The 23,346-nt window shown below is 64.2% G+C and carries 24 protein-coding genes and 1 tRNA gene; 7 read left to right on the top strand and 18 right to left on the bottom strand.

The genetic code is table 11. The features are described 5' to 3' along the window. Window positions 1-125 precede the first annotated feature (125 nt). Window positions 126-992 carry a zinc metalloprotease HtpX gene (gene htpX / locus NTCA1_RS10130; RefSeq protein WP_236549216.1) on the top strand — a complete coding sequence of 289 codons (867 nt, stop codon included), beginning with the start codon at window positions 126-128 and terminating at the stop codon, window positions 990-992. A gap of 120 nt (window positions 993-1,112) precedes the next feature. Further along, a complete protein-coding gene (locus tag NTCA1_RS10135; RefSeq protein WP_236549217.1) occupies window positions 1,113-2,528 on the top strand; it encodes an SRPBCC family protein in 1,416 nt (471 codons plus the stop codon). A gap of 42 nt (window positions 2,529-2,570) precedes the next feature. On the opposite strand, the gene NTCA1_RS10140 is transcribed toward NTCA1_RS10135, so the two are convergent. The 4 genes from NTCA1_RS10140 to NTCA1_RS10155 all read right to left on the bottom strand — a co-directional run bounded on the left by NTCA1_RS10140 (window position 2,571) and on the right by NTCA1_RS10155 (window position 6,141). Beyond that, window positions 2,571-3,332: a carbonic anhydrase gene (locus NTCA1_RS10140; RefSeq protein ID WP_159830364.1), complete on the bottom strand. Its 762-nt coding sequence runs from the start codon at window positions 3,330-3,332 to the stop codon at window positions 2,571-2,573. Window positions 3,333-3,435: 103 nt separating this feature from the next. Continuing rightward, the gene (locus tag NTCA1_RS10145; protein ID WP_159830366.1) at window positions 3,436-4,263 is read right to left on the bottom strand and encodes a LysR family transcriptional regulator; all 828 of its coding nucleotides are present in this window, start codon (window positions 4,261-4,263) and stop codon (window positions 3,436-3,438) included. A 102-nt stretch (window positions 4,264-4,365) separates the two neighbouring features. After that, window positions 4,366-4,764, bottom strand: coding sequence for a Co2+/Mg2+ efflux protein ApaG (gene apaG / locus NTCA1_RS10150; RefSeq protein WP_159830368.1), 399 nt, complete (start codon window positions 4,762-4,764; stop codon window positions 4,366-4,368). A gap of 168 nt (window positions 4,765-4,932) precedes the next feature. Continuing rightward, on the bottom strand, window positions 4,933-6,141 hold the full coding sequence (locus NTCA1_RS10155) for a PLP-dependent aspartate aminotransferase family protein (RefSeq protein WP_159830370.1): 1,209 nt from the start codon (window positions 6,139-6,141) through the stop codon (window positions 4,933-4,935). A gap of 194 nt (window positions 6,142-6,335) precedes the next feature. Between NTCA1_RS10155 and NTCA1_RS10160 the strand changes: the two genes are divergently transcribed. Beyond that, complete coding sequence (locus NTCA1_RS10160) at window positions 6,336-7,568, top strand: phospholipid carrier-dependent glycosyltransferase (RefSeq protein ID WP_236549218.1); 1,233 nt, start codon at window positions 6,336-6,338, stop codon at window positions 7,566-7,568. Window positions 7,569-7,580: 12 nt separating this feature from the next. On the opposite strand, the gene NTCA1_RS10165 is transcribed toward NTCA1_RS10160, so the two are convergent. From NTCA1_RS10165 to NTCA1_RS10200, 8 genes are all read right to left on the bottom strand, one after another. Then, window positions 7,581-7,955 (bottom strand): hypothetical protein, encoded by a 375-nt coding sequence (locus NTCA1_RS10165; protein ID WP_159830374.1) that lies wholly within the window; start codon window positions 7,953-7,955, stop codon window positions 7,581-7,583. 100 nt (window positions 7,956-8,055) lie between these two features. Then, entirely contained in the window at window positions 8,056-8,685 is a 630-nt protein-coding gene (locus NTCA1_RS10170; RefSeq protein WP_159830376.1) for a DUF2238 domain-containing protein, read from the bottom strand. Between the two features lie 4 nt (window positions 8,686-8,689). Then, a complete protein-coding gene (locus NTCA1_RS10175) occupies window positions 8,690-9,880 on the bottom strand; it encodes a glycosyltransferase family 2 protein (RefSeq protein ID WP_086492810.1) in 1,191 nt (396 codons plus the stop codon). 77 nt (window positions 9,881-9,957) lie between these two features. Next, window positions 9,958-11,001: a 3-isopropylmalate dehydrogenase gene (leuB, locus tag NTCA1_RS10180; RefSeq protein WP_159830441.1), complete on the bottom strand. Its 1,044-nt coding sequence runs from the start codon at window positions 10,999-11,001 to the stop codon at window positions 9,958-9,960. A gap of 19 nt (window positions 11,002-11,020) precedes the next feature. Further along, window positions 11,021-11,626 (bottom strand): DNA repair protein RecO, encoded by a 606-nt coding sequence (locus tag NTCA1_RS10185; RefSeq protein WP_159830378.1) that lies wholly within the window; start codon window positions 11,624-11,626, stop codon window positions 11,021-11,023. 84 nt (window positions 11,627-11,710) lie between these two features. Beyond that, complete coding sequence (locus tag NTCA1_RS10190) at window positions 11,711-11,959, bottom strand: accessory factor UbiK family protein (protein WP_086492807.1); 249 nt, start codon at window positions 11,957-11,959, stop codon at window positions 11,711-11,713. Window positions 11,960-12,015: 56 nt separating this feature from the next. Continuing rightward, window positions 12,016-12,570, bottom strand: coding sequence for a TspO/MBR family protein (locus NTCA1_RS10195; RefSeq protein WP_159830380.1), 555 nt, complete (start codon window positions 12,568-12,570; stop codon window positions 12,016-12,018). Between the two features lie 92 nt (window positions 12,571-12,662). After that, complete coding sequence (locus tag NTCA1_RS10200) at window positions 12,663-13,454, bottom strand: TlyA family RNA methyltransferase (protein WP_374705173.1); 792 nt, start codon at window positions 13,452-13,454, stop codon at window positions 12,663-12,665. Window positions 13,455-13,502: 48 nt separating this feature from the next. On the opposite strand from NTCA1_RS10200, the gene NTCA1_RS10205 reads away from it, so the two are divergent. Then, window positions 13,503-14,063: a hypothetical protein gene (locus tag NTCA1_RS10205; protein ID WP_159830382.1), complete on the top strand. Its 561-nt coding sequence runs from the start codon at window positions 13,503-13,505 to the stop codon at window positions 14,061-14,063. An 832-nt stretch (window positions 14,064-14,895) separates the two neighbouring features. After that, a complete protein-coding gene (locus tag NTCA1_RS10210; RefSeq protein WP_086492805.1) occupies window positions 14,896-15,996 on the top strand; it encodes a branched-chain amino acid aminotransferase in 1,101 nt (366 codons plus the stop codon). Between the two features lie 54 nt (window positions 15,997-16,050). On the opposite strand, the gene NTCA1_RS10215 is transcribed toward NTCA1_RS10210, so the two are convergent. The 3 genes from NTCA1_RS10215 to NTCA1_RS10225 all read right to left on the bottom strand — a co-directional run bounded on the left by NTCA1_RS10215 (window position 16,051) and on the right by NTCA1_RS10225 (window position 18,287). Beyond that, complete coding sequence (locus NTCA1_RS10215; RefSeq protein WP_159830384.1) at window positions 16,051-16,389, bottom strand: hypothetical protein; 339 nt, start codon at window positions 16,387-16,389, stop codon at window positions 16,051-16,053. Then, complete coding sequence (locus tag NTCA1_RS10220; protein WP_159830386.1) at window positions 16,386-17,585, bottom strand: aromatic ring-hydroxylating dioxygenase subunit alpha; 1,200 nt, start codon at window positions 17,583-17,585, stop codon at window positions 16,386-16,388. The genes NTCA1_RS10215 and NTCA1_RS10220 overlap by 4 nt, the downstream gene beginning before the upstream one ends. A gap of 75 nt (window positions 17,586-17,660) precedes the next feature. Continuing rightward, a complete protein-coding gene (locus NTCA1_RS10225) occupies window positions 17,661-18,287 on the bottom strand; it encodes a TetR/AcrR family transcriptional regulator (RefSeq protein WP_236549219.1) in 627 nt (208 codons plus the stop codon). Between the two features lie 204 nt (window positions 18,288-18,491). On the opposite strand from NTCA1_RS10225, the gene yghU reads away from it, so the two are divergent. Next, the gene (yghU, locus tag NTCA1_RS10230; protein WP_159830388.1) at window positions 18,492-19,340 is read left to right on the top strand and encodes a glutathione-dependent disulfide-bond oxidoreductase; all 849 of its coding nucleotides are present in this window, start codon (window positions 18,492-18,494) and stop codon (window positions 19,338-19,340) included. Window positions 19,341-19,426: 86 nt separating this feature from the next. Beyond that, window positions 19,427-19,501: transfer RNA gene (locus NTCA1_RS10235), tRNA-Gln, on the top strand. Between the two features lie 32 nt (window positions 19,502-19,533). Here NTCA1_RS10235 and NTCA1_RS10240 read toward each other — a convergent pair. From NTCA1_RS10240 to NTCA1_RS10250, 3 genes are all read right to left on the bottom strand, one after another. After that, window positions 19,534-20,460, bottom strand: a complete 927-nt coding sequence (locus tag NTCA1_RS10240; protein WP_159830390.1) for an HAD family phosphatase — start codon at window positions 20,458-20,460, stop codon at window positions 19,534-19,536. A 56-nt stretch (window positions 20,461-20,516) separates the two neighbouring features. After that, a complete protein-coding gene (locus tag NTCA1_RS10245) occupies window positions 20,517-20,993 on the bottom strand; it encodes a hypothetical protein (protein WP_236549220.1) in 477 nt (158 codons plus the stop codon). 219 nt (window positions 20,994-21,212) lie between these two features. Continuing rightward, complete coding sequence (locus tag NTCA1_RS10250) at window positions 21,213-23,300, bottom strand: AsmA family protein (protein ID WP_159830392.1); 2,088 nt, start codon at window positions 23,298-23,300, stop codon at window positions 21,213-21,215. Between the last annotated feature and the right edge of the window lie 46 nt (window positions 23,301-23,346).

Genomic DNA, 23,346 nt, shown 5'->3' on the forward strand with positions numbered 1-23,346 from the left:
CCTAGGGGGGATTGATGCGCTTGGGGACACCCCCGGATCGCAATTCGCGCTGGCGATGCAGCATATTGAAAGCCGCGATGTGATACCCAGATTCCATATTCGACCAATTCAAGGAGTTTAAGGAAGTGAACGGGATGAAAACGGCCATGCTGCTGGCGGCGCTGACGGCGCTGTTCATGGGGCTGGGCTATATGTTCGGCGGCAGCGCCGGCGCGGTGATCGCGCTGATCGTGGCGGCGGGCATGAACCTGTTCACCTTCTGGAACGCCGACAGCATCGTGCTCAGGATGCACAATGCGCGCGAGGTGGACGAGCGTACTGCCCCCGATTTCTACAACCTCGTGGCCGAGCTAGCCCGGCGCGCACAGCTTCCCATGCCGCGCGTCTATCTTGTGGAGAGCGCCAATCCCAATGCCTTTGCCACCGGGCGCAATCCCGAGCATGCCGCCGTGGCCGCGACGACCGGCCTGCTCGACCGGCTGAACCGCGATGAAGTGGCGGCCGTGATGGCGCATGAACTGGGCCATGTGAAGAATCGCGACACGCTGATCATGACCATGGTCGCCACGATCGCCGGCGCCATCTCGATGATCGCCAACTTCGGGCTGTTCTTTGGTGGGCATGGCGAGGATCGCCCCAATCCGATCGCCGCGATGGCGGCCGTGTTCATGGCCCCCTTCGCTGCCATGATCGTCCAGATGGCAATCAGCCGCACCCGTGAGTTCGGAGCCGATCGCACCGGTGCCGAGATCAGCGGAAACCCCAGGGCCCTCGCCTCTGCCCTCGCCAAGATCGCAGGTCCGGCGCAGGCAGTGCCCAGCGCGGCGTCGGAGCGCAATCCCGCCGCCGCACAGCTCTATATCGTACCCACCGCGGTCTCGAATCTGTTCTCGACGCATCCGGCCACCGAAAAGCGGATCGAGGCACTGATGGCGATGGATGCCGGGCCGCCGCGACGCGCCGCATCCGCGCTCGATCCGGCGCGCAAGTAAGGCCCGCCTTCTCCCAAAAAGCGCGCCTGCGATGTTCCCACGGCGCGCCGCCATTGCCTGCCCGGCGCAGGGTTGTACATTCGTTCAACACGAATGAAGAATAACCCGAGAGGTGTCGGAGTGCTGAAATCAGTCGACGGCGGACTGCGGTCCGTCCCCTATCCGATCGACGATCCCGAACGGATCCCGGTCAAGCGCTACTACGATGCCGAGTTCTATCAGGCCGAGCTGGATCACCTCTGGCCGCACGTCTGGCAGATGGCCTGCCGCGAGGAGCAGATCCCCGAGGTGGGCGACTGGATCGAGTACGAGAATGTCGGCAAGTCCGTGATCGTCGTGCGTACCGCCAGCGGCGTGAAGGCCTTCCACAACGCCTGCCGCCACCGCGGCGTGCCTTTCGCCGGCGGCACGGGTCATGCCCACGGCAACTGCAGGAAGTCCGGGTTCGTCTGCCCTTTCCACGGCTGGCGCTGGAACATGGACGGCGAATCCACGCAGGTCTACGGCAAGCACATGTTCTCGGAGCGGCAGCTTCAGGAAGACGACATCAACCTGATCCCCTGCCGCGCCGAGACCTTCATCGGCTGCGTCTGGATCAATCATGACGACGATGCGCCTTCGGTACGGGAGACGCTCGGCTCTGTGGCAGGCAACCTCGAAGCCCGCAATCTGGACAAGATGCGTGCAGAATGGTGCTACGGCGCCGAACTGCCGGCCAACTGGAAGGTGGCGATGGAGGCCTTCATGGAAGGCTACCACGTCATGCAGACGCACCCCCAGCTCCAGCACGCCGCGCCGATGATGTACGATTCGATGTACAAGACCCCGCGCGGCCCCGTGCCGATCATGGCCGAGCAGCACCTCTCCTACCGCGAGAACCAGGAACTGCAGGTCAACTCCATGGCCCTCCTCAGCGAGGGCATGGCGGGCATGGTCCACGAGAAGGAAGTCGAGATCGCGCGCGGCCTGATCGGTATCGAGGAGGGGCTGCCGGAAGACCAGAACATGGCGATGTTCCATTGGCTGGGCATCGTCATGCACCAGATCTCCTCACAACTTTCCGCGCGCGGAGAGCCGGTGCCGGACCTCTGCACCGTGGCGCAGACGCACCCGGTGAAGGCGGTGGAGTTCCTGTTCCCCCACTACTTCCTGCTGCCCTACTTCACCTCGATGTCGGCCTATCGCATCCGCCCGACCGGACCGGAAAGCTGCTTCTTCGAGATCTGGTCGTTGACCTACGTGCCCGAAGACGAGGACTTCGAAACGGTGATGGAGCCGGTGGTCCTGCCCTACAACAGCCCGGAATTCCCGCCGATCCCGCGGCAGGACTATTCGAACATCCCGATCCAGCAGAAGGGCCTGCACGCGACCGGATTCGAATTCATGCGCCTTTCCAAGGACGTCGAAGGGCTGATCAGCAATTACGAGCGGATTATCGACGGCTATCTGAAGGGCCTGCCGCAGGACCAGCTCGCCAAGGCCATCCACAAGTTGGGAGGCAACTTCGACGGGCCGATCGAGGATCTCGGCTTCTGAAACACGCGCGGCCGAGGATGCTTCTAAAAACTCCCGGCCCGCTTACTTGCCAACGCGCATGGCCGGCGGGATCGGCAACATCTCCACTCTGCCGGTGGCGACATCGTAGACGGCCGGAACGACCTTGAGCTCTCCGGCCTTCACTTTCGCTTCCACGACCGGTGAAGAGTTGATCAGCGTCGCCGCCTGGATCACCGCATTCTGGCGCGTGACGACCATGGGATCGCTGCTGGCGCTCATGTAGACCGCAGGAAGCAGAGCCGGGAACAAGGCGCTGATCTGGCCCGGCACTTCCGGGTTCTCGATCGCCGCCTTCACGGCGCCGCAGCTGGAGTGGCCCATCACCACCACCGCCTTGATGCCCAGAACCGCAACGCCGTATTCGAGGCTGGCGATGATTTCCGGCGTCGTGATATTGCCCGCGACGCGGGTGACGAAGAGGCGGCCGATGGGCTCGTCGAACACCATTTCCACGGGAACGCGCGAATCCGCGCAGGACAGCACACCGACGACAGGCCATTGGCCCTCGGCCGCGCGGGCCTTGATGATCGCGAGATCCTTCAAGTGCGCGGTCGGCGCCCCCGCCACGAAGCGCGCATTGCCGTCCATGACTTCCTTGAGGGCCTGCTCGGGGGTCAGCGTGTTGTCCGGCCCCGCTTCGGGCGCCGCAGCAAGGGCTGGGGCGGTCGCGCCAAGGCCGATTGCGGCGACCGCGCCGGTCGCGGCCAAAGTTTCCAGCAATTCGCGGCGCGAGGTCTTGCTGCACTTGGCTGGGTTTTCGGTCAGGCTCTGGTTCGACGACATGACAAGCTCCGGCTGAGGTGCTGCGAAGGCTAAATGCCGCCACCCGCACCGCGCTTGTCGAAATCCGGCAAAATCCGTCGTTTCGCCGGGTCGTTATCCTGAGTCAGCCGAGGCCGGGTTCTGCCGACAATGCCTCGGTCAAGGCGCCGACAAGCGCCTTCACCTTCTTCTGCCGCCATTGCGGCAAAGGTGCGACCAGCCAGTAGCCCCGGCGCGACGGCGTCGTCGCGCGGATCACGTCCCGCTCGTTCTCGCCGATCAGGCCTTCTGCCAGCAGGCTGGGAACGCGAGCGCGGCCAAGGCCCGAGCGAGCGGCGGCTATGGCTTGCCCGGCATCGCTGACGGCGATCGCGGGCTTGGCCTCCTCGCCGTCCTCACCCTCTTCGGCGCCGGGCGTGGGATCGCCGGGCCATCCGATCCAGTCGCCCTCTCCCACTTCGACCCATTCCGCCGATCCCAGCGCAGACCCTTCCAGTTCGCCGGGACCGTCGGTCCAGCGTACCGCAAGGTCGAGGTTGGCTTCGGTGAAGTCGGTCAGCTCACCATCGACGATGACGTAGCGCACTTGCGGATTATCCGCCCGGAACGCGGCCAGACGGGGCGCCAGCCAGGCGGCGAAGAACTCGCGCGGCGCGGCGATGGTGTAGACATGGCTCGACTGGCCCGCCTGCATGGCCTGCACCGCATCCTCGAAATGCAGGAAGCCGGTGCGCAGGGCGGCAAGGCCTGCGCCCGCTTCGTCGGTCAGTTCCAGCCCCTTGCTCGTGCGGCGGAACAGCACGACGCCGAGCAGATCCTCCAGCGCGCGGATCTGCTGGCCGACTGCGGCCGGGGTCACCGCCAGCTCGTCGGCGGCACGGGTGAAGGAAAGGTGACGGGCCGCTGCATCGAACACGCGCAGGGCATTGAGGGGCAGGTGCGTGCGCTTCATGGCCGTTCCCTATGCGCTGGCTTGCGCGCGGGCAATGGAGAACTGGCCCGGGACGATATCGAATGCGCGCTGCACGCTCCCGAACCGGAAAGCCGGAAGACATCAACGCGCCGTAGCAGGCGCCGCCAGAGGGAAAAACGGGATCGCGGCCTCCACCTCGGTGCCGTCGTCGCGCAGGAAGGTATAGCGGCCTTCCATCGATCCCTGCGGGGTCGGCAAGGGACAGCCGGACACGTAGTCATGGCTGCGGCCGGGCGCGATCACGGGCTGCTCGCCCACGACACCTTCGCCGTCCACCGTGCTGACATCGCCGTTGCCGTCGGTAATCCGCCAGTGACGCGTCATGAGCTGGAGCGTCTCGTCGGAATCGTTCTCGATGCGGATATGGTAGACCCAGAACCATTTGCCCGCCTCGATGCGCGATTGCTCGGGCAGGAAATTGACGGCGACCCTCACGGTCACGCCGTCCGTCATCGCGGTATGTTGGAAGAATTCCTTCATAACGCCCGCCAGCCTAACGAGGAATTGCCCGCGCGACAACTGCGCAGCGGAAACCCGTTCCGCGTCACTTGTACCGATTCCAGCCAGAGCGTGGCCTCCGGGCCACGGGCGATCCCGACTGCAGGGATCAGGCCATGCCCCGGCTGACTTCGCCGCAAGGACCGGGTGTCAGAGACCGGCCTTGGTCAGCGCCTGGTCGAGGTCCTCGATAAGATCGTCGGCATCCTCAAGGCCCACGTTGATGCGCAGCATTCCTTCGGAAATGCCCATGGCCTCGCGCCCTTCCGGGCCCATGTTATGGTGCGTGGTCGACGCCGGATGGCACATCAGCGAACGCGAATCGCCGATGTTGTTGGAAATGTCGATCAGTTCCAGCGCATCCAGCAGGGCGTGCGCCTGCTGGCGGCCACCGTCGAGCACGAAGCTGAAGATCGGCCCGCAGGCATCCATCTGCTTCTGCGCCAGCGCCTGCTGCGGATGGCTGTCCAGCCAGGGGTGCAGGATCTTCGGCACGCGCCCGGCCACGAATTCACCCAGTCGGAGCGCGTTCTCGCTCTGCTTTTTGGCGCGAAGGTCCAGCGTTTCCAGCCCCTTCAGCACGACCCAGGCATTGAAGGGCGAAAGGTTCGGCCCGGTGTTGCGCTGGAACGGAAGAAGCGTGTCGTTGATGAATTCCTCGCTGCCGCATACCGCGCCTGCCAGGACACGGCCCTGCCCGTCCATCAGCTTGGTCGCGGAATAGGCGACCACGTCCACGCCGAATTCCATCGGACGCTGCAGCGCGGGCGAGCAGAAGGCATTGTCGACCACGGTGGTGATGCCGTGCGCCTTGGCGATGTTGCAGATACCCTCGATGTCCGCGACGTCCATGGTCGGATTGGCGGGCGATTCGAAGAAGAAGACCTTGGTATTGGGGCGGATCGCCGCTTCCCAGGCTGCGAGGTCGGTGGCATCGATCACCGTCACTTCGATCCCGAAGCGCGGCAGCAGGCTGTCGCCCAGCCAGCGGCACGAACCGAAGGCGGCGCGGGCCGAAACCATGTGATCGCCCGCCGAAAGCTGGCAGAGCAGCGCCGCGGTCATCGCCGCCATGCCCGAAGCCTGCGTGCGGCACGCTTCCGCGCCTTCGAGCAGGGCAATGCGCTCTTCCAGCATCTGCACGGTCGGGTTCTGGAGACGCGAATAGGTCATCCCGTCGTCCTCGCCCATGAAGCGGGCGGCGACCGTGGCGGCATCGTCATAGCTGTAGCCGGAGGTCAGGAACAGCGCTTCGCTGGTCTCCCCCATTTCCGAGCGCCAGGTTCCCCCGCGAATCGCGCGGGTGGCCGGGCGCCAGTTGCGGGTCTTCGAGCGGTCCTGTCCGGTGGTGCGTTTCATGGGCCAAGCCTCTAGGATCGCGAAAGCGCCAGTGCAAGGCAGCAATCCTCTTCCCATGCAACCTTCCGTCGCCAGCGGCATCGGTGGAGCACGTTTCAGCCAGTCTTGCAGTCCTCTCACTTCGCCCTTATTCCGCCCCTCCGATGCCGAACGCTTCGCGCAATGACCGAGATCCGATCGGCTGGAGCCTGATCGTGACGGGCCTGTTCCTGGCCCTCGCCCTGTTCCGTCTGGCGGAGCCGAACCGCTATTATTTCGATGAAGTTCATTACGTTCCCGCCGCGCTCAAGCTGCTGGAACTGATCCCGGCCAATCGCGAACATCCGATGTTCGGGAAGGAAGTGATCGCCGGCTTCATCTGGCTCATCGGTGATCGTCCCGTCGCCTGGCGCATCGGCCCCCTGCTGTTCGGCGCCATGGGCCTGCTCGCCTTCGCGCGGTTCGTCTGGCACCTGTCCGGCCGCCGCCGCGCCACGATCACGGCCACGGTGCTGCTCGCCACCAATTTCATGTGGTTCGTCCAGAGCCGCATCTCGATGCTCGACATGATCGAGGCGTCGCTCTGCATGATCGGGCTCTGGCAGTTCACGGCCGCCTTGCGCACGAAGACCCGCAGCGGCGCGCGCGCGCACCTTGCGGCGGCAGGCATTGCGCTCGGCCTGTCGCTCGGCGCGAAATGGAGCAGCGCTCCGGCGCTGGCAGTGCCGGGCCTCTGGTTCCTCGCGCTGCGCATCCGTGAAACCGGGTGGAAGTTCCTGGGCCACAAGGGCGCCGGACCGATCCCCGGCATCTCGCTGGTGGAAGCTGCCTTCTGGCTCGGGCTGCTGCCGCTCATGGTCTACTGGGCGACATATGCCCCAGCCATGTTCTACACGGTCCGGCCGATCGCGCCTTGGGACTTCATCGAACAGCACAGACACATGATCGCGCTGCAGGACAGCGTGAAAAAGCCGCATCCCTATCGCAGCTACTGGTACCAGTGGATGGTCGACTGGCGCCCGATCTGGTACCAGTTCGAGAATATCGACGGGCACCAGCACGGCATCGTGATGCTAGGCAATCCCTTCTCCATGATCGCCGGCCTTTTCGCGCTGGTCTGGGGCGTTTGGGCATCGATCTGCCGCGCCCGGCGCGATGTGCTGACCGTGGTGCTGCTCTATGCCGGAACACTGGGCATCTGGATTGTCAACGGCAAGCCGATCCAGTTCTACTATCACTACCTGCTGCCCGGCGCTTTCCTGATGGCGATCCTCGGCTTCGCACTCGACACGCTGTGGAACCGGCGCGATCGCTGGCGCCATCTGGCGACGGTCACCATGGTCGCATCGGTGGGCATTTTCGTGGTGTTCTACCCGATCATCTCGGGCGCGCCGCTGCCGACCAAGGAATTCTACAATTTCTGGATGTGGTTCCCGAACTGGCGCTGAAACCGACCCCTCTCAGTCAGCAGCCTGCATCTTTTCCCGATAGTCCGCCTGCATCTCCGCCGTCAGCACTTCGACGATGCGGTCGCCCTCGATCAGCAGTTCGATCGTTCCCGCGCTGCCCTGGGACCTGCGGTAGCGCGCGGGCCAACCCTCCCTTCCGGCAACGGCGAAGACTTCCGCGATCGTCCGTGACGTCGAGAGGGCGACGCGGCTTTCGTCGGCAAGCGGCGACGTCTCGTGCCGCGAGGTGATCTCGAGATCGGGTCCGTTGGCGCCGCGCAAGGTCCAGCCCCCCGGCGCCGCGACGATCCGGCAGTCGAGGATCTGCGCCAGTACCTCCGCCACATGGCGCGGGTCGCGGGCGTTTATGGAAACGCGTAGTATCATGATGTCGCCCTGCCCTGTCGGTAGCAGGCGAAGACAGGATCGCGCCTCCCCGTGCAAAGGGAAACCGCCGAACGACGCATCCGCGCCGTCGAAGGTCGTTTCAGCTAAAGCGCGTTCTCACGCGCAGGACCAGCGCGGCTACCAGCCCGCCCAGTCCGGCAATCGCCATGTCCTTCTGCGGATCCCACGGATCGCCCTGCTGGCCGTTGTAGGCAAGCGCATCAGGCCCGGCCATGAACACCGTGAGCAGCCATTCGAAGATCTCATAGAGCGCGCTTGCGGCGAGCACAAAGCCGACCGCGATACATGCCGCAAAAGTCGGCGACAGCGCCTTGTACCGGACCAGCCAGCACGAGATCGGATGAACCCAGAGCGCGCCGAACGCGAAATGGACCAGGCGATCCCACGAATTTCTCTCCAGACCCAGCAGGGCCGCGGGGGAAGGCAGTCCCAGCGCCCGTACCCAGTCCTCGTAAGGAACGTAGGAGTAGATGTAGCGCCCACCGATCGTATGGAGCGCCAGGAACAGGCAGACGCAGGACACCGCGCTCGTCGGCATCGGCCAGCGGCGCAGCGAGGCGCCGATACCGGCCAGGATCGCCAGCGTCGGCAGGTTCTGCATCGGCGCCAGACGCGGAAACGGCGTGTCCAGCAAGCTGAACAACGCCGCCATGCCCGTCAATACGAGCAAAAGGATCTGTCCGCGCGGCAGGCCATGCCGCATCGTCATGGGTTCAGTACTTGCCCCAGACGAACTTCGAAGAAAGCGCGAAGTTGAACACCGAGGCCAGCAGCACGCCGGTGATGACCGCGAGGACATCGTGGATGCCGATCGTCTTGAGCACCGCAGCCGAGCCGATGTTGGTGAGCAGGCCCAGCGAGCAGGTCAGCGCGAACTGTGCCCAACCGCGCATCAGCGGAACGAAGCCGCGCAGGCGCTTGTCCGAATAGGTCAGTTCGTTGTTGAGAACGAAGTTGAACGTCATCGCCACGACAGCGGCGATCGTGTTCGAGATGTTGAACGTCGCGCTCTCGGACCAGTTTCCGTAAACGAAGCGCTCGGCGAACACCAGGTGAAGCATCACCCACAGCACGCTCAACTGCACGAGCACGCCCAGCGCACCGACGGTGCCGAACAGCGCGAAACGGGTCGGAATGATCCGGCCAAGCCACTTGTCGTAAAGGCCCACGAGGAATTCGAACACGACGGTCTGGTCCAGTTTGCTTTCGCCTTCCGCACGTGCCGCGAAATGGAGCGGGAACTCCTTCACGCGAAGCGGACGGTCGACGGTTGCGAGAATATCGAGCAGGATCTTGAAGCCCACGCCGGAAAGGCGGTGCGCATCGGCACGCAGGGTTTCGGTGCGCAGCATGAAGAACCCGCTCATCGGGTCGGTCAACTCGACGCCGGTCACCTTGTTGGCGATGCGGTTGGCGAGGCCCGAAGCCTTGACGCGGTCGGGTCGGCCCCAGGCCTCGGTGCTGGCGCCCTCGGCAAAGCGCGAGGCATAGGCAAGGTCGTACTCACCCGAAGTGATCGCCTTGAGCATGCCCGGCAGCAGCGCGGGATCGTGCTGGTGGTCGGCATCCATCACCGCCACGACCGGCGCGGCGGTGGAGCACATGCCCTCGATCGCCGCACTGGCAAGGCCGCGCCGCCCGATACGCTGGATGCAGCGCACGCGCGGATCGACCAGCGACAGGCGGCGCGCCTCGTCGGACGTGCCGTCGGGGCTGTTGTCGTCCACGAAGACGGCTTCCCAGGCCACACCCTTGAGCGCGACATCGAGGCGTTCGATCATCGTCGCGATGTTCTTGCGTTCGTTATAGGTGGGCAGGACGACCGCCAGCTCCAGCGGCCTGGCGGTAACTTCCACCGCTCCAGCCCCGTCCATTCCTGCAAGATCCGAACCAGTAATGCTCATGCGCCCCGTGATAGGTAGTAAATCTGAATAAACATTATCGCTCGAAAAGGCCCGAGGGCCTTTCCGGCGACGAGATCTTACAAACGTTCGACGACGGCGTCACCGATTTCACGCGTGCCTGCCGTGCCGCCGAGATCGCCGCCCTTGATGCCGTCGGCCAGCGCCTTGGCGACCGCCGCCTCGATCCGGGCCGCTTCCACTTCCAGGCCGAACGAATGGCGCAGCAGCATCGCCGCCGAGAGGATCGTCGCCATCGGATTGGCAAGCCCCTTGCCCGCGATGTCCGGCGCCGAACCGTGGATCGGCTCATAGAGGCCAAGCGTGCCTTCGGCAAGGCTGGCCGAAGCGAGCAGGCCGATCGAGCCCACGCACATCGAAGCCTGGTCGGAAAGGATGTCGCCGAACAGGTTGCCGGTGACGATCACGTCGAACTGGCCCGGGTTCTTAACCAGCTGCATCGCCGCATTGTCGACGTACATGTGGCTGAGTTCGACTTCGGGGTATTCCTTGGAAACCTCGATCATCACGTCGCGCCAGAGCTGCGAGGTCTCCAGCACATTGGCCTTGTCGACCGAGCAGAGCTTTTTCGAACGCCCCATCGCGGCCTTGAAGCCGACATGGGCGATGCGGCGCACTTCGTCTTCGGCATAGGACATCATGTCCCAGCCCTGACGGCGCCCGTCTTCGAGCGTGCGCATGCCCTTCTCGCCGAAGTAGACGTCGCCGTTGAGTTCGCGCACGATCAGCAAGTCGATCTTGCTGGCCACTTCCGGGCGCAGCGTGGTCAGGTCCTCAAGGCCTGCGAAGACTTGCGCCGGGCGCAGGTTCGCGAACAGGCCGAGTTCCTTGCGCAGGCCAAGAATCGCCTGTTCCGGGCGCAGATGGCGCTCCAGGTGGTCGCACGAGAAGTCGCCCACGGCACCGAACAGGATCGCCTGCGCGGAGCGGGCAACATCCAGCGTTTCGGCAGGAAGCGGATGGCCGTGCTTGTAGTAGGCGGCACCGCCGACGTCGCCCTCGACCAGTTCCAGGCCGGGAAGTTCAAGCTTTTCGAGGACGCGCACCGCCTGCTCGGTGACCTCGGGACCGATCCCGTCTCCTGCAAAAACCGCGATACGCATGTCGTTCTCCGCTTGCTTCTCAGCCATGAATCCGTGCCAGCCGCTCGCGCAGCAGGACGCGCGACCCCATAACGTCTCCGCGCCGATCGGCAAGCGGATAGCGCGCAAGTTCCTGTCCGAGCCGGTCGAAAGTGGTCAGGATGGCACCCCAATCGTCGTCCTCCGGGCGGCCGACAGGCACGCCGTAGCCCAGTTCCCGCAGCAACAGCACCTCATAGGAAAGCAGCGGCAAGGCCCAGCCCCGCGCGGAGGGCGCGAAGCATATGGCATCCAGCAGGGCGCCGAGCGCGTCGTAAAGCGCAGGAAACGGCTGCCGCTCGGGCAAGGCCATCGCCGTGAGCGCCGTGACCCAGGCGATCGCCGCGGCGGGGAGCGGCTCACCGAGCCAGGGGCCGCGACTGGTGACCAGTTCGATCCGCGCGAAAGGAAGCTGACTGTCGCTTTTCGAACGAATATCCGCTTCGACGAGATTGCCGGGGATCAGCACCGGCCGCAATTCCCGCCCCCGACCGCCTGCGACATAGGCAGCGACCACGCCCGCCTCGGCCGTAAGCACCCGCGCGATGACCGCCGTTTCGCCGTGGGGGCGGGCGGCACAGACGATGGCGGAGGCGCGAAGCTGCATGGGCGGATTTAACGACGCTCAGGGAAAACGCAAAACGCGGGAGAAATCCCCCGCGTTGTAGTTGGCTTCACCAGGAAATGGCCTTTACTGGCCGGATTTGGCTTCCAGAGCCTCGATACGCGCCTTGAGCGTTTCCACTTCGCCGCGTGCGGTGGCGGCGAGTTCCTTCACCGCTTCGAATTCCTCGCGGGTGACATAATCCATGTCGCCCATCAGTTCCTTGAAACGCTCACGCGCATTGTCGCGCGCCTCGCGGCCCATGCCGGCGAGCGTGCCGGCAGCACTGTTCATCATCTTGACGAAATCGGCGACGAAGGGGTTTTCGCTTTGCATGGCGCCTATTTGGTAGTTTGCGCGAAACCGCGCAAGAGGGCGCCGCGATTTTCCGCTCAGATCTCGAAACGCTCCACCGCGCGCGGACCTTCCGCACCGTCCAGTGCGGGATTGGCCTGAAGGAAGGCATAGTTCAGGTAGGTCGCAAAGCAGATCCAGACGAGATAGGGCAGCAGCAGCAGGGCCGCGACCGGGCGGATCCTTGCGAAGAGCGCGATCGTCAGCACAACGGCCAGGTCGAGCACGCCGATCACGATCAGCGCGCTCGTCATCTGGTGCGCGCCGAAGAACACCGGGCTCCAGGCCAGGTTCAGCGCGAACTGCACGGCGAAGACGGTCACCGCCAGCGCCCGCCCCCTTGCCCCGCGCGCCGCGCAGATCATCGCGAGCGAAATACCCATCAGCACGTAGAGCAGCGTCCACACCACCGCGAAAGTGATCGGCGGCGGATAGATGCCCGGCTTTACCAGCGCATCGAACCAGGGATTGCCCGGCCCGCTCTGCGCCATCCGGCCGGACACGAAGCCCATGAGCACGACCAGGGGAACGAGCACGAGTGCCCAGCGCAGCAGGCTGGCTCGCAACTGGCCGGACGAGGCGATCAGGTTCATTCCCTTGGCACTCCCGAATCAGGAAAAACCGCGATGGTGCGCGAGTTGTGTAACGAGCTTGCCCCGCGCGCAATCGTCCGCCGGCGGGAAATTCATCCGCGCTGCGCCGAAACGAGGAACTCTACATTGCCCTCCGGGCCCTTGATCGGACTTTCGACTATGCCCTGGATGACCCAGCCATCTGCTTCCAGCCAGTCGCGCACTTCGTTGCAAACCCGCTCGTGCAAGGCAGGATCGCGCACGACTCCGCCCTTGCCCACTTCGCTGCGCCCCACCTCGAACTGCGGCTTGATCAGCGCCACGAGGCGGCATTCGCGCGCCGCCAGACGAAGCGGCACCTCCAGAACCTTGGCAAGGCCGATGAAGCTGGCGTCGCAGACCACCCAGTTGCACGCGGCATCGATCTGCGCAGGGGTGAGAATGCGGGCGCTGGTTTGCTCCAGCACGGTCACGCGCGGGTCCTGCCGCAGCTTCCACGCCAGCTGATTGGTGCCGGAATCCACCGCGAAGACGCGTTCAGCGCCATTGCTCAGGAGAACGTCGGTGAAGCCGCCGGTCGAACTGCCAATGTCCATGGCGACGGCACCGGCGGGGTCGAGCTGAAAGTGCTCGATGGCATGGGCCAGCTTGATGCCGCCGCGCGAGACCCAGGGATGATCCCGTCCGCGCACCTCCAGCGGAGCGTCTGCCTTGATGCTCTGGCCGGGTTTGGCGATCTTGGTCTCGCCGGAAAATACCAGCCCCGCCAGCACCAGCGCCTGCGCGCGGGTACGGCTTTCCGCCAGCCCGCGATCGACCAGCATCTGGTCGACCCGCGCCTTACCAGTCTTGGGGGCCGGGGCTGTTTTCTTTTCGACGGGGTGGGGTTCGATCGGGTCGGTCATGGCTTTTGCATACTTGAGATGGGCGGCGCCTCATTCCATACCAGAGGGATGAAGGCAAATCCGCGCCGGCGCACCGACGCCCTTTCGTTCCCCCGCATCTTGTCCCGCAGGCTGCTGGCAACCGCTCCCCTGACCGCTCTGGTGCTCGTCGCCGCCTGCGTTCCGGCGACCAAGCCCCCCGTGCAGGCACCGCGCCCCGCCCCGGCAACGCCGGCCCCGCCGCCGCAGCCCGCCCCGCCCCCGCCAGCCGACTGGCGGGACGCGCCGCAGACTCCTGGCGACTGGCGCATCACCAGCCCCGGCATCGCCAGCTTCGCCGATGGCGCCTTCGGCATCCGCTGCAATCGCGCCTCTTCCACGATCTCGCTGTTCCGCGCCGGAACGGCAGCGGGCCAGACCACACTCTCCATCACCACCTCGGATACGACTCGCGCGCTTGCGGCAAGGCCGGTGAGCGGCGGCGTTCAGGTGGACCTGCCCGCGCGGGACCGCATCCTTGATTCGATGGCGTTCAGCCGCGGCCGGTTTGCCGTGCTGGCCCAGGGCATGCAGCCGCTCTACATCCCGAGCTGGACCGAGATTTCCCGAGTCATCGAAGACTGCCGCTAAGGCCGAATAACCGGCATTCGTGCATGCCCTGTACGAATGCCGGTGCGCCCGTTGTTCCGGGCTCGAAGCCTCTGCGTACAAAAGCGCACGGGACTCGTCCTGCCGCACAACTCCGAATCCCAGCCGATTCGCCCGTAAATTCCGCCAATTTCAAAGGTTTGTAGGCCGCATTTTCCAGCCCCCAGAAGCGACCCTTTTAACGGGCGAACGGGCTGGGGAAAACTTGCCGAAGCCTCGATAATGACCGCAAAAAAGATGATTGCAAGGCTTGTTGTGCGCTGCGGAATCGGACACAAATTTGCTCAGGACGACGGCCCCGGGAAACGCGCCCAGGAGTTTCCGAAGTCCAGCCGCTTCGGTGCAATATCCAGGGCGGCAACCTTGGCTCAACAGCGCGAAAGGAGGTGATCCGATGTCTCATGGTTCAGCAGAGAGGTCGGCAATTTCCGTCGCGAGGCATTATCGCCAATTCTGATCTGGCGATAAAGGCTTTCGCTGGCGGCACTTCCGGCCGCTGACCATGCGAAGGGCCGCACCGGGCAACCGGGGCGGCCCTTCTCATTTTGGGTCTTCCATTGGTTTTGGTGTACCGGAGGTCATGCTGCACGATCCCTGGCGCATCCACGCAACAGCGACCGGCAAATTTCGCACTGGCCCTGCCCCGACCGTAAAGGCTAAAGCCCTCGCTGGAACGCCTTCGCGTGCGCGCCGGAGCCTTCAGAGGCACGGCTAGAGCGCTTGGCAGCGCAAGTATCAAAATTACTTTTCGGTTGCCATTGTTGTAATTTTCATTCAACAGCGCCCGGAAACGCATACAAGAGGACTTCGTTAGATGGCGACGATCGCCGATGCCGGCCTGACTTTCACCACCCTCCCCCATCCCTCGCCCGTCAGCGCCGAGCAGCGCGAGTCCGTGCTTGCCAATCCCGGATTCGGCACGAACTTCTCCGATCACATGGTGACCATCGAATGGACCGAAGGACAGGGATGGCACGATGCCGTCATCGGTCCGCGCCAGCCGATCGCGCTCGACCCGGCAGCTTCGGTGCTCCACTACGCACAGGAAATCTTCGAGGGTCTCAAGGCCTACGTCCAGGCCGACGGCTCCGTCGCCCTGTTCCGTCCCGAAGCGAACGCGGCCCGCTTCAACCAGTCCGCGCAGCGCCTCGCCATGCCCGAACTGCCCGAAGCGGTTTTCGTGGAAGCCATCGAACGCCTCGTGAAGCTTGACCGGGCCTGGATCCCCGCCGGAGAAGGCGCCTCGCTCTATCTGCGCCCCTTCATGATCGCCACCGAGGCCTTCCTCGGCGTGCGTCCGGCCAAGCAGTACAAGTTCATCGTCATCGCCAGCCCGGCGGGTAACTACTTCAAGTCCGGCGCCCCGGCCGTCTCGATCTGGGTTTCGGACTATACCCGCGCCGCCCCCGGCGGCACCGGCGCGGCCAAGTGCGGCGGCAACTATGCCGCCAGCCTCGTGCCGCAGGCCGAAGCCATCTCGCGCGGCCATGACCAGGTCGTCTTCCTCGATGCCGCCGAGCACAAGTGGATCGAGGAACTGGGCGGCATGAACCTCTACTTCGTGTTCGAGGACGGCACCTTGCTGACGCCTGCCCTCACCGGCACGATCCTGCCCGGCATCACCCGCGACAGCCTGCTGCAGCTGGCGCGCGAGGAAGGCCTCAACGTCGTGGAGGGCAAGTACAGCCTGGACCAGTGGCGCGAGGATTCGCAGTCGGGCAAGCTGATCGAGACTTTCGCCTGCGGAACCGCTGCGGTGGTCACGTCGGTAGGCAAGGTTTCCGGCCGCGACGGTGAATTCACCATCGGCTCCGGCGGTCCCGGTCAGCTGACGGCAAAGCTGAAAAATCGCCTCGTCTCGATCCAGCGCGGCGAAGCGGCGGATACCCACAACTGGATCCGCAAGGTCGCCTGACCACGCGCGTCCATCGGTTTTCCGAGAGTCCGGGGCATCAACCCCGGACTTTTTTCATGCGCCTGCCGGGGTCCTGGTAATCCGCATGAAGCGCCGAAAATCGGCGTGTACGGGCTCGGCATCCTTCTGAAGCTCAACCGCCAGCGATACATGGGCAAGGCTGAGCAGCAGATTCATCAGGCGCTCGTCGGCGGCATCGAACGCGTCCAGTCCCCGCCTGTCGAGATGATCGAGCGCTGCGTCCAGCAGATCGCGGCCCGCCGCGTAAAACGCTTCCCGCTCTTCCCTGGAAGAGGTGCCGCGCCGGACCGCGCGGGCAGCCGATCCGGCCAGGGCCCATTGGGCAACGAAAGGTTCCAGCGCGGCAAAACCGGCAGGCAGAAGATCGCTCATCGCGCCGCCTCCGGTTGCCCGCCACGATGCCCTCGCACTTTGCGATCGACCTCGTTGAACAAGTGCCGACAGAGGGATTCCTGCGCCTGGAAATGGATGTGACGCAGCGCCCCACTGGCGAGCCCCTTATGCCCGCGCTCGATCACCGAGCGATCTTCGGCATGGACATCCCGCGCCGTGGCCATCACGTATTCTCGGGAAAAGCGCTCGCTGGCGCTCTCATCCTCACCAATCCAGTAGAGCCGGATCACACCGCGCGAACGGTCTGGAGCGATCGGCATGACCATGTGCGAAAAATGCTGCACGGGTGAGCCGAACAGGAAGAAGTTCGGAAAAAGCGCGAGGTAGTCTTTCACTGTATCGCTTCCCAAAAGGCCGTCCGCCATGGCCGAGGCGCCGCCCCGCCGGAACGCTTCACCCTGGATCGGTGCAGGCGCCGGCATGCGCGGATTGCTCCAAATCCGCTGCGTACGATGAGCCCCGTGAAAACCATAGGAAACGGGGTAACCGAAAGGGTTGTCCGCACTGCAGACCGGCTGGGCCGCAGCCGGATGAATGAAGCGCAGATGGTAGTTTTCCTGGAAGTTGTCGAACGTCAGCTTCCAGTTCGCATCGATCTCGTAGACATATTCGGAGAAGGTCGTCGCCGCCGCCACCGGCATCGCCTCCAGCTTTTCGGCCAGCGGCCCCAATTCCTCGCGCAGACTGACGCCCGGCTCTCCGCAGTGAACGAAGATGAGCCCCGCTATTACCTCGCAGCGGACGGGCGGCAGCGCGCAGTCTGCCTTGGCGACGTGAAAGGATTCGAAATCGGGCGCCGAGACCAGCGCTCCGTCCAGGCCGAAAGTCCACATGTGATAGGGACAGCTGAAAGTGCTGCGACGCCCATCCGCGGCATCCACCAGCTGCGTTCCGCGATGCGTGCAGACATTGTGGAAAGCACGGATCTCGTCATCCCTGCCCCTCACGATGAGGATGGAAGCTTTCAGCACCTCGATCTCGCGGCGCATGAAACTTCCGCGCTCAGGCAACTCGCAGACGTGGCCCAACTGCATCCAGCTTTGCCGAAACACCGCTTCCCGCTCGCGCTCGAACCAGTCGCTATCGTAATAGGGCGCGGCCGGAACCGGCGCGGTGCCGAGCCAGGCCAGCTCGTCCTTGCCGACCGGCGCGAACGCAGTCGCCTCAGCGTTCATAAGGGCATCTCCCATTTCCTCGTTATGGAAACAGGCTAAGCCGCTGCCTCAAATTACAACAGCACTGTTGGAAATCTATCGCCCCGGCGTAACACCGATCAATCGCAGCATCGCGATCTGCGTGCGGGACAGCCGATCGACGGTCTCTTCCAGCGAAAGGTCCGGCCTCACGCTGCTGCGATAGACGCGCGGACCGATCATCGCCCAGGTCAAAAGGAATGTGGCAAAGCCTTCGGCATCGATCTCCGCCGTATCCTCACTCTCCCGCAACTGGGTACGCAGCCCTTCGACCAGAGCATCCCAATGCGGGTAGCGCTGGCCGATATTGCCCGAAGCGAGAAACTCTTCGGTCCACAAGGCGATCACTTCGGGTTGCTCGATCACGAAGCGGGTGATGAATCGCGTGCGATTCTCGGCCGTGTCCGAGGGGGCAAAAGCCGCTGCAAGCTGATTGGCCGACCATTCGCGCACGGCGGCGAGCAAGGCCTCGCGGCTGTCGAAATGATAGTACACGGTCGTCCGGTTGACGCCCGCCTCTCGCGCGACTTCGGAGAGCGAGAGCGCCTCCGTGCCTTTTTCCGACATGAGCCTGACCGCCGTATCGATCAGCACTTCGTGCGTTTCCTGAAACCCCTTGTTGCGTCGACGCGAAGGTTGCCGTCGGCCCGCTGAAGCTGCCGGCGCCTCGATCATCTTGCTCATTCGCTTCTGCCTGTATTCCCGCGCGACCGAAAGAGGCCGCACACCGTGATCTATAGCATTGATTTAAAATGGGATTCGCAAAAAGTCGAGTGCTCGAAAGAGGAATATGTCGCTTGCTGCGGATTTCGGAAGTCTGTCGTGCCCGGCCTTGTCCCTCCCCTACCCGCTTCCTAGATCGGAGCGCGATACATCAAGGAGTTGCTCATGGCCGATCTCACGTACACGCCGCCCAAAGTCTGGACCTGGGACAAGGGCAATGGCGGCGAATGGGCCAATATCAACCGGCCCGTCTCCGGCGCCACGCACGACAAGGAACTGCCACGCGGGAAGCACCCGCTGCAACTCTACTCGCTGGGTACTCCCAATGGGCAGAAGGTCACGATCATGCTGGAGGAATTGCTGGCGGCAGGAATTGCCGAAGCGGAATACGATGCCTGGCTGATCGACATCGGCGAGGGCGACCAGTTCGGGTCCGGCTTCGTCTCGGTCAACCCGAACTCCAAGATCCCCGCCCTGCTGGACTATTCCGGCGAGGCGCCGGTCCGCGTGTTCGAATCGGGCGCCATTCTGCTTTACCTTGCGGAGAAGTTCGGAAAGTTCGTCCCCGCCAGCTATCCCGAGCGCGCCGAATGCCTTTCCTGGCTGATGTGGCAGATGTCCACGGCGCCCCTGATCGGCGGCGGTTTCGGCCACTTCTATGCCTATGCGCCGGAAAAGTTCGAATATCCCATCAATCGCTACGCCATGGAAACCAAGCGCCTGCTCGACGTCGCCGACAAGCGCCTCGGCCAGACGCGCTACCTGGCGGGCGAGGAATACACGATCGCGGACATTGCAGCCTATGGCTGGTTCGGCGCCTTCGTGCGCGGTGACGCCTACGGCGACGCAGCGACGTTCCTCGACGTGCCGAGCTACAAGAATCTGGTGCGTTGGGGCGAGGAAATCGGCGCCCGTGAGCCGGTCCAGCGGGGCCGCATCGTCAACCGCAAGGGCGACGGTTTCGTCCGCGAACGCCACAGCGCCGCAGACATCGACGCGGTCATCAAGGACTGATCGGGGCAAGTTGATGCCGGTGCGGGAAAACTCTGTGATAGGGGCTTTTCAGCGCCGGCATTAGCCGCTAAGCGCGCAATCCCTGCTGGGGCGTCGCCAAGTGGTAAGGCACCGGTTTTTGGTACCGGCATTCGCAGGTTCGAATCCTGCCGCCCCAGCCAGGGAAATCCAGACATTCCATGTATCGGTGCCGCTAGGTCGGATCGGTGAACACCCCGGACCAATCGTGCTTCATGCTGACGACGTGGATGCCGAGTTCCGCTGCACGGTCCAACGCTTCGGCAAGCGGGCTGAGTACGAAATCACGGTCGTAGGCGAACTCGCGTTCCGCGTCGTCGTGATGCAGCAATAACGCGAGGCGCGGGCCCTCGCCGGAAACCGTATAGCGCAGCATCGCAAGGTCCCCGTCGGAATTCCCGAAGGCCAGGATGGGTCTGCGCCCCACCATCACGTCGATGCTTTGCGGTTTTGCCTCGCGGTCGTTGAAGCAGCCCAGTTCGGCCAGCTTGATGAGCTGCGTCACCCCGCCGCGCTGCTCCACGCGGGTCTTCATGTAGGAGCCGATGATGTTGGCGCGCGGGATGCCGTACACTTCTTCCGAAAAACTGCGCATCAGGTCGGTGCCGCCTGCGGATACCACGAATATCCGAAAATCGTGCGCGCGCAGATAGGCGAGCAATTCGAGCTGCGGCCCATAGGCCAGATCCCGGAACCGTCGGCCCAGTTTCGGATTCTGCGCGGAATTGATCCAGTCCCGCGCGAGGCTGTCGAACGCGTCCTGCGTGATCCCGGCATGAGCCGCTGCGATCGCTTCGAAAATACCCTGTTTGCCGAGACGCTTGATGGCCGGCACATCCACGTCGAGACAGGCCCGGAACGATTCCCGCTCCCGCAGCGAAGGGTCGGCGGCGGCCAGCTTTTCGAGGCGATCGTGCGCGAAGTAGAGCTGGGCCTGAAGCGGGCGCTCGCACCACAAGGTGCCGTCGTTGTCGAAGGTGGCCACGCGATCGGCAGGCGGGAGGAAATCGGGGCTGCCCGGCGCGGTGATGCGCTCCACGAAGCGCACGATGGCGGACTTGATCTTGCCGTCACGCCAGGATGCAAGGGATTCGGCGCTCATCTTATTCTCCGATGGAATCAATGTGAGAAGTGCGGCCCCCACTCAAAAGCCGCCGCTCAGAACATCATGCCCAGCCCGACGATGCCCACGTTTGCGTCAGGCTCGCCGTTCTCCACGAAGAGGTGCTTGAACTCGAGCTTGGCGTAGATCTTCTCGCTCAGGTTCTGCTCCCAGCCCACGCCCAAACCAACGGCATTGCCGCATTCCCGGCAATCCTTCGACTGCCAGTTCACGCCGGTGAAGATCTTGCTCCTCGGCAGGACTTCGGCACCCACGCGCCCGCCGATGCCCCAGGCGACGCGGGTTCCGCCGGTCAGCAGCTTCTCGGCGGTTCCCTCGACGCCGACGAAAAACGTCTCGTCCAGATCGACGTCATAACCCATCGCCAGACCCGCGATGGCATCGGTTTCCTCACTGGTCCAGCTGACGCCGCCCGTCCCTTCGATATAGGCCTCGTCGGCCAGGGCCGGACGTCCGGCAAGCGCAAGGACGGGGGCAAGGACAGCCGCGACAAAAACGCATGATCTGCGCATAGATGACACTCCCGGCGCGGCCGATCTGGCCGCCCGGGAAGTCTACCAGCGCCTTGCGAGCCGATATCTCGGGAATTGCGCGCCCATTTTCCGGGATCAACCCTGACCGCGCAGCTCCCCCACCCGATCATTGCCGGGCGACACGCGATGCCGCCACAATGGAGGCGAGGCAGGGAACGCTGTCCGTCGTCCAGTCCATGTCGTAGGTGGCTGGCGCTCTCACTCGTTGTTCGCGGCCTTTTCCCGACCCTTGCCCTTGCCGACATCGTCGCGCGGCTTGCCTTTGCTGGTCCGCTGCGCCGCCGCGCGGGCGCCGGACAGGACCGGATCGCAGGCGGCGGACTTGGCATCGCCGACGTCGACGAAAGCCAGCAGCCCCGCCACCGGCGTGACGATCGCCGCCAGTCCGATCCCCGCTCCTGCCCGCCCGACAAGTTCGGGGCTGATGACCTTCAGCGAAGGGCTGGCGAAATGCCCGCCGATGCCTACCGGCGATTGGCCGGAAAACAGGCTGAACTTCTTTCCGTCCGCCCGGATGGCAATATCGACGTCTTCCGTGGCGAAGCTGAAGCCGCCGTTTCCGGTCACCACGTTCTTGCTGGTATCGATCAGGATCGGATCGGTGGCAGCCATGCCGCTGCGCACCGTGAACGCCAGAAGGCCGCAGTTCACCTCGATCGGCTTCTTCAACTTGCCCTGGAACATCTTGGAGACGAAAGTTCCCAGGTCGAGTTCGGCAAGCTGGGCATTCCTGGTCCACAAAGTACCCTTCGGCATGACGAAGGCAATGCGGCCGCTCGATGTCGCCAGGGAATCGTGGATCGTATCCCCGCGCCCTTCCAGACGGATACGCCCCTTGATCGTGCCGGTCGTTCCCGAGTCCGCGACACCGTATCCCGCAAGCAGGCGGCCCATCGGCGTCGGTGCGAGGCGGATATCGTAGCTGATGGCGGAAGGCCGCTGGCGCGTATCGAAGACCAGGTCCGAAATCACGTCGCCCCGCGCCATCGAAAACGTCAAGGGTTCCAGCGCCAGACGGCCGCGCTCGAGCGAGAGCTTCATGGCGATGTTGGAAATCGGCACGTTGCGCGAACGGACCACGCCGATCTTCCAGTCGAGCCCGGCATCGAAGCGCTGCATCGTGGCGACGGGAAGCTCGGCATCGGGAAGTACGCGCTGCGCGCCCGCGCCGGTGGCAGCAGCCGCGGCAACGGCGCCCTTTGCCGCAACGATATCGGGGTTGTAGCCGATGAACGGCGCCGCATCGACGATGTCGAGCCGTCGGGTGGTCAGCACCGCATCAAGGCGCAGCCGCTCGGCATTGGTCACCGTAAAGCGCCCGGAAAGATCCGACTGTCCGAAAGTCCCGTTCATGCCGGTAAAGCGATAGGCCGTGCCCTCCTTCACGAGTTGTGCCTTCAGGTCGTAGCGCCGGGTCTGCGGAATGGCGACGTCGATCACGTTCAGCAGATCCGAGAGATCGCTCCCTTGCGCCGCCACTTTGAGAGGCACGCCCTCCACTTCCGTCAGGGAGGGCAATGTACCGGCCACGTCGATCACGCTGTCCGCCGCCCAGGCCCGCAAGGTCAGCCTGTTTTCACCCCCACTGACGCTCGCATCGGGGGACAGCAACTGTGCGGTCAGACGGAACGGCGTGGTGCGAAAACGCCCCTCTCCCTTGAGGCCCACCGCCTTGCCGATGCGGGTATCACGGGCGACGATGGGATCGATCGCCAGATCCACCATGAGCGGCATCTGGGGATCGACATAGCGCAGCCGCGTGCCGGAAATCGCGGCGCGGTCTATGCGCGGCATCTCGAAGGGCTTGCCGTCGCTGCCGTCTCCGAAAGTCCATGTATTGCGTCGATGCTGCGCATCCCATTCGAGATTGACCCGGCCCTCCTCCAGATCGAGAGCATAAGCGCGCTTCCGCCCGAACAGGAGCGAAAGCGGCGCGATACGCGCCTCGACCCGCTTGGCCGAAAACAGGCTTTTCCGGTCCGCCCATTGCGGGTTCGCGACATCGATGCGCTCCGCCAGGAACTTGATCCGCAGCGGCGCGAAGTAGAGCTGGAAATCCCCGCCGACCTTGATGTCCCTGCCGGAGAGCGACTGGGCGACGTTCTCGAAAGGATGCTTCAGGAAGCGTCCCTTGGTGATAAACAGCACCAGCCAGATCGCGAAGATCGTTCCCACAACGATGAGGACCGCATTGCGGACGATGTGCAGCCTGCGGCGGCGAACCGCCGGGTCGGTACTGGCACGCTTGCCGGGCCTGGAGCCCTTCGATGTTACCGCGGCATCCATGATGGGTAAGATCGCGCGAAGGTGCCATTTGGTTGCCGGATCAAGC

It is taken from the genome of Novosphingobium sp. TCA1 (assembly GCF_009811895.1).
Taxonomy (GTDB): Bacteria; Pseudomonadota; Alphaproteobacteria; order Sphingomonadales; family Sphingomonadaceae; genus Novosphingobium; species Novosphingobium panipatense_A.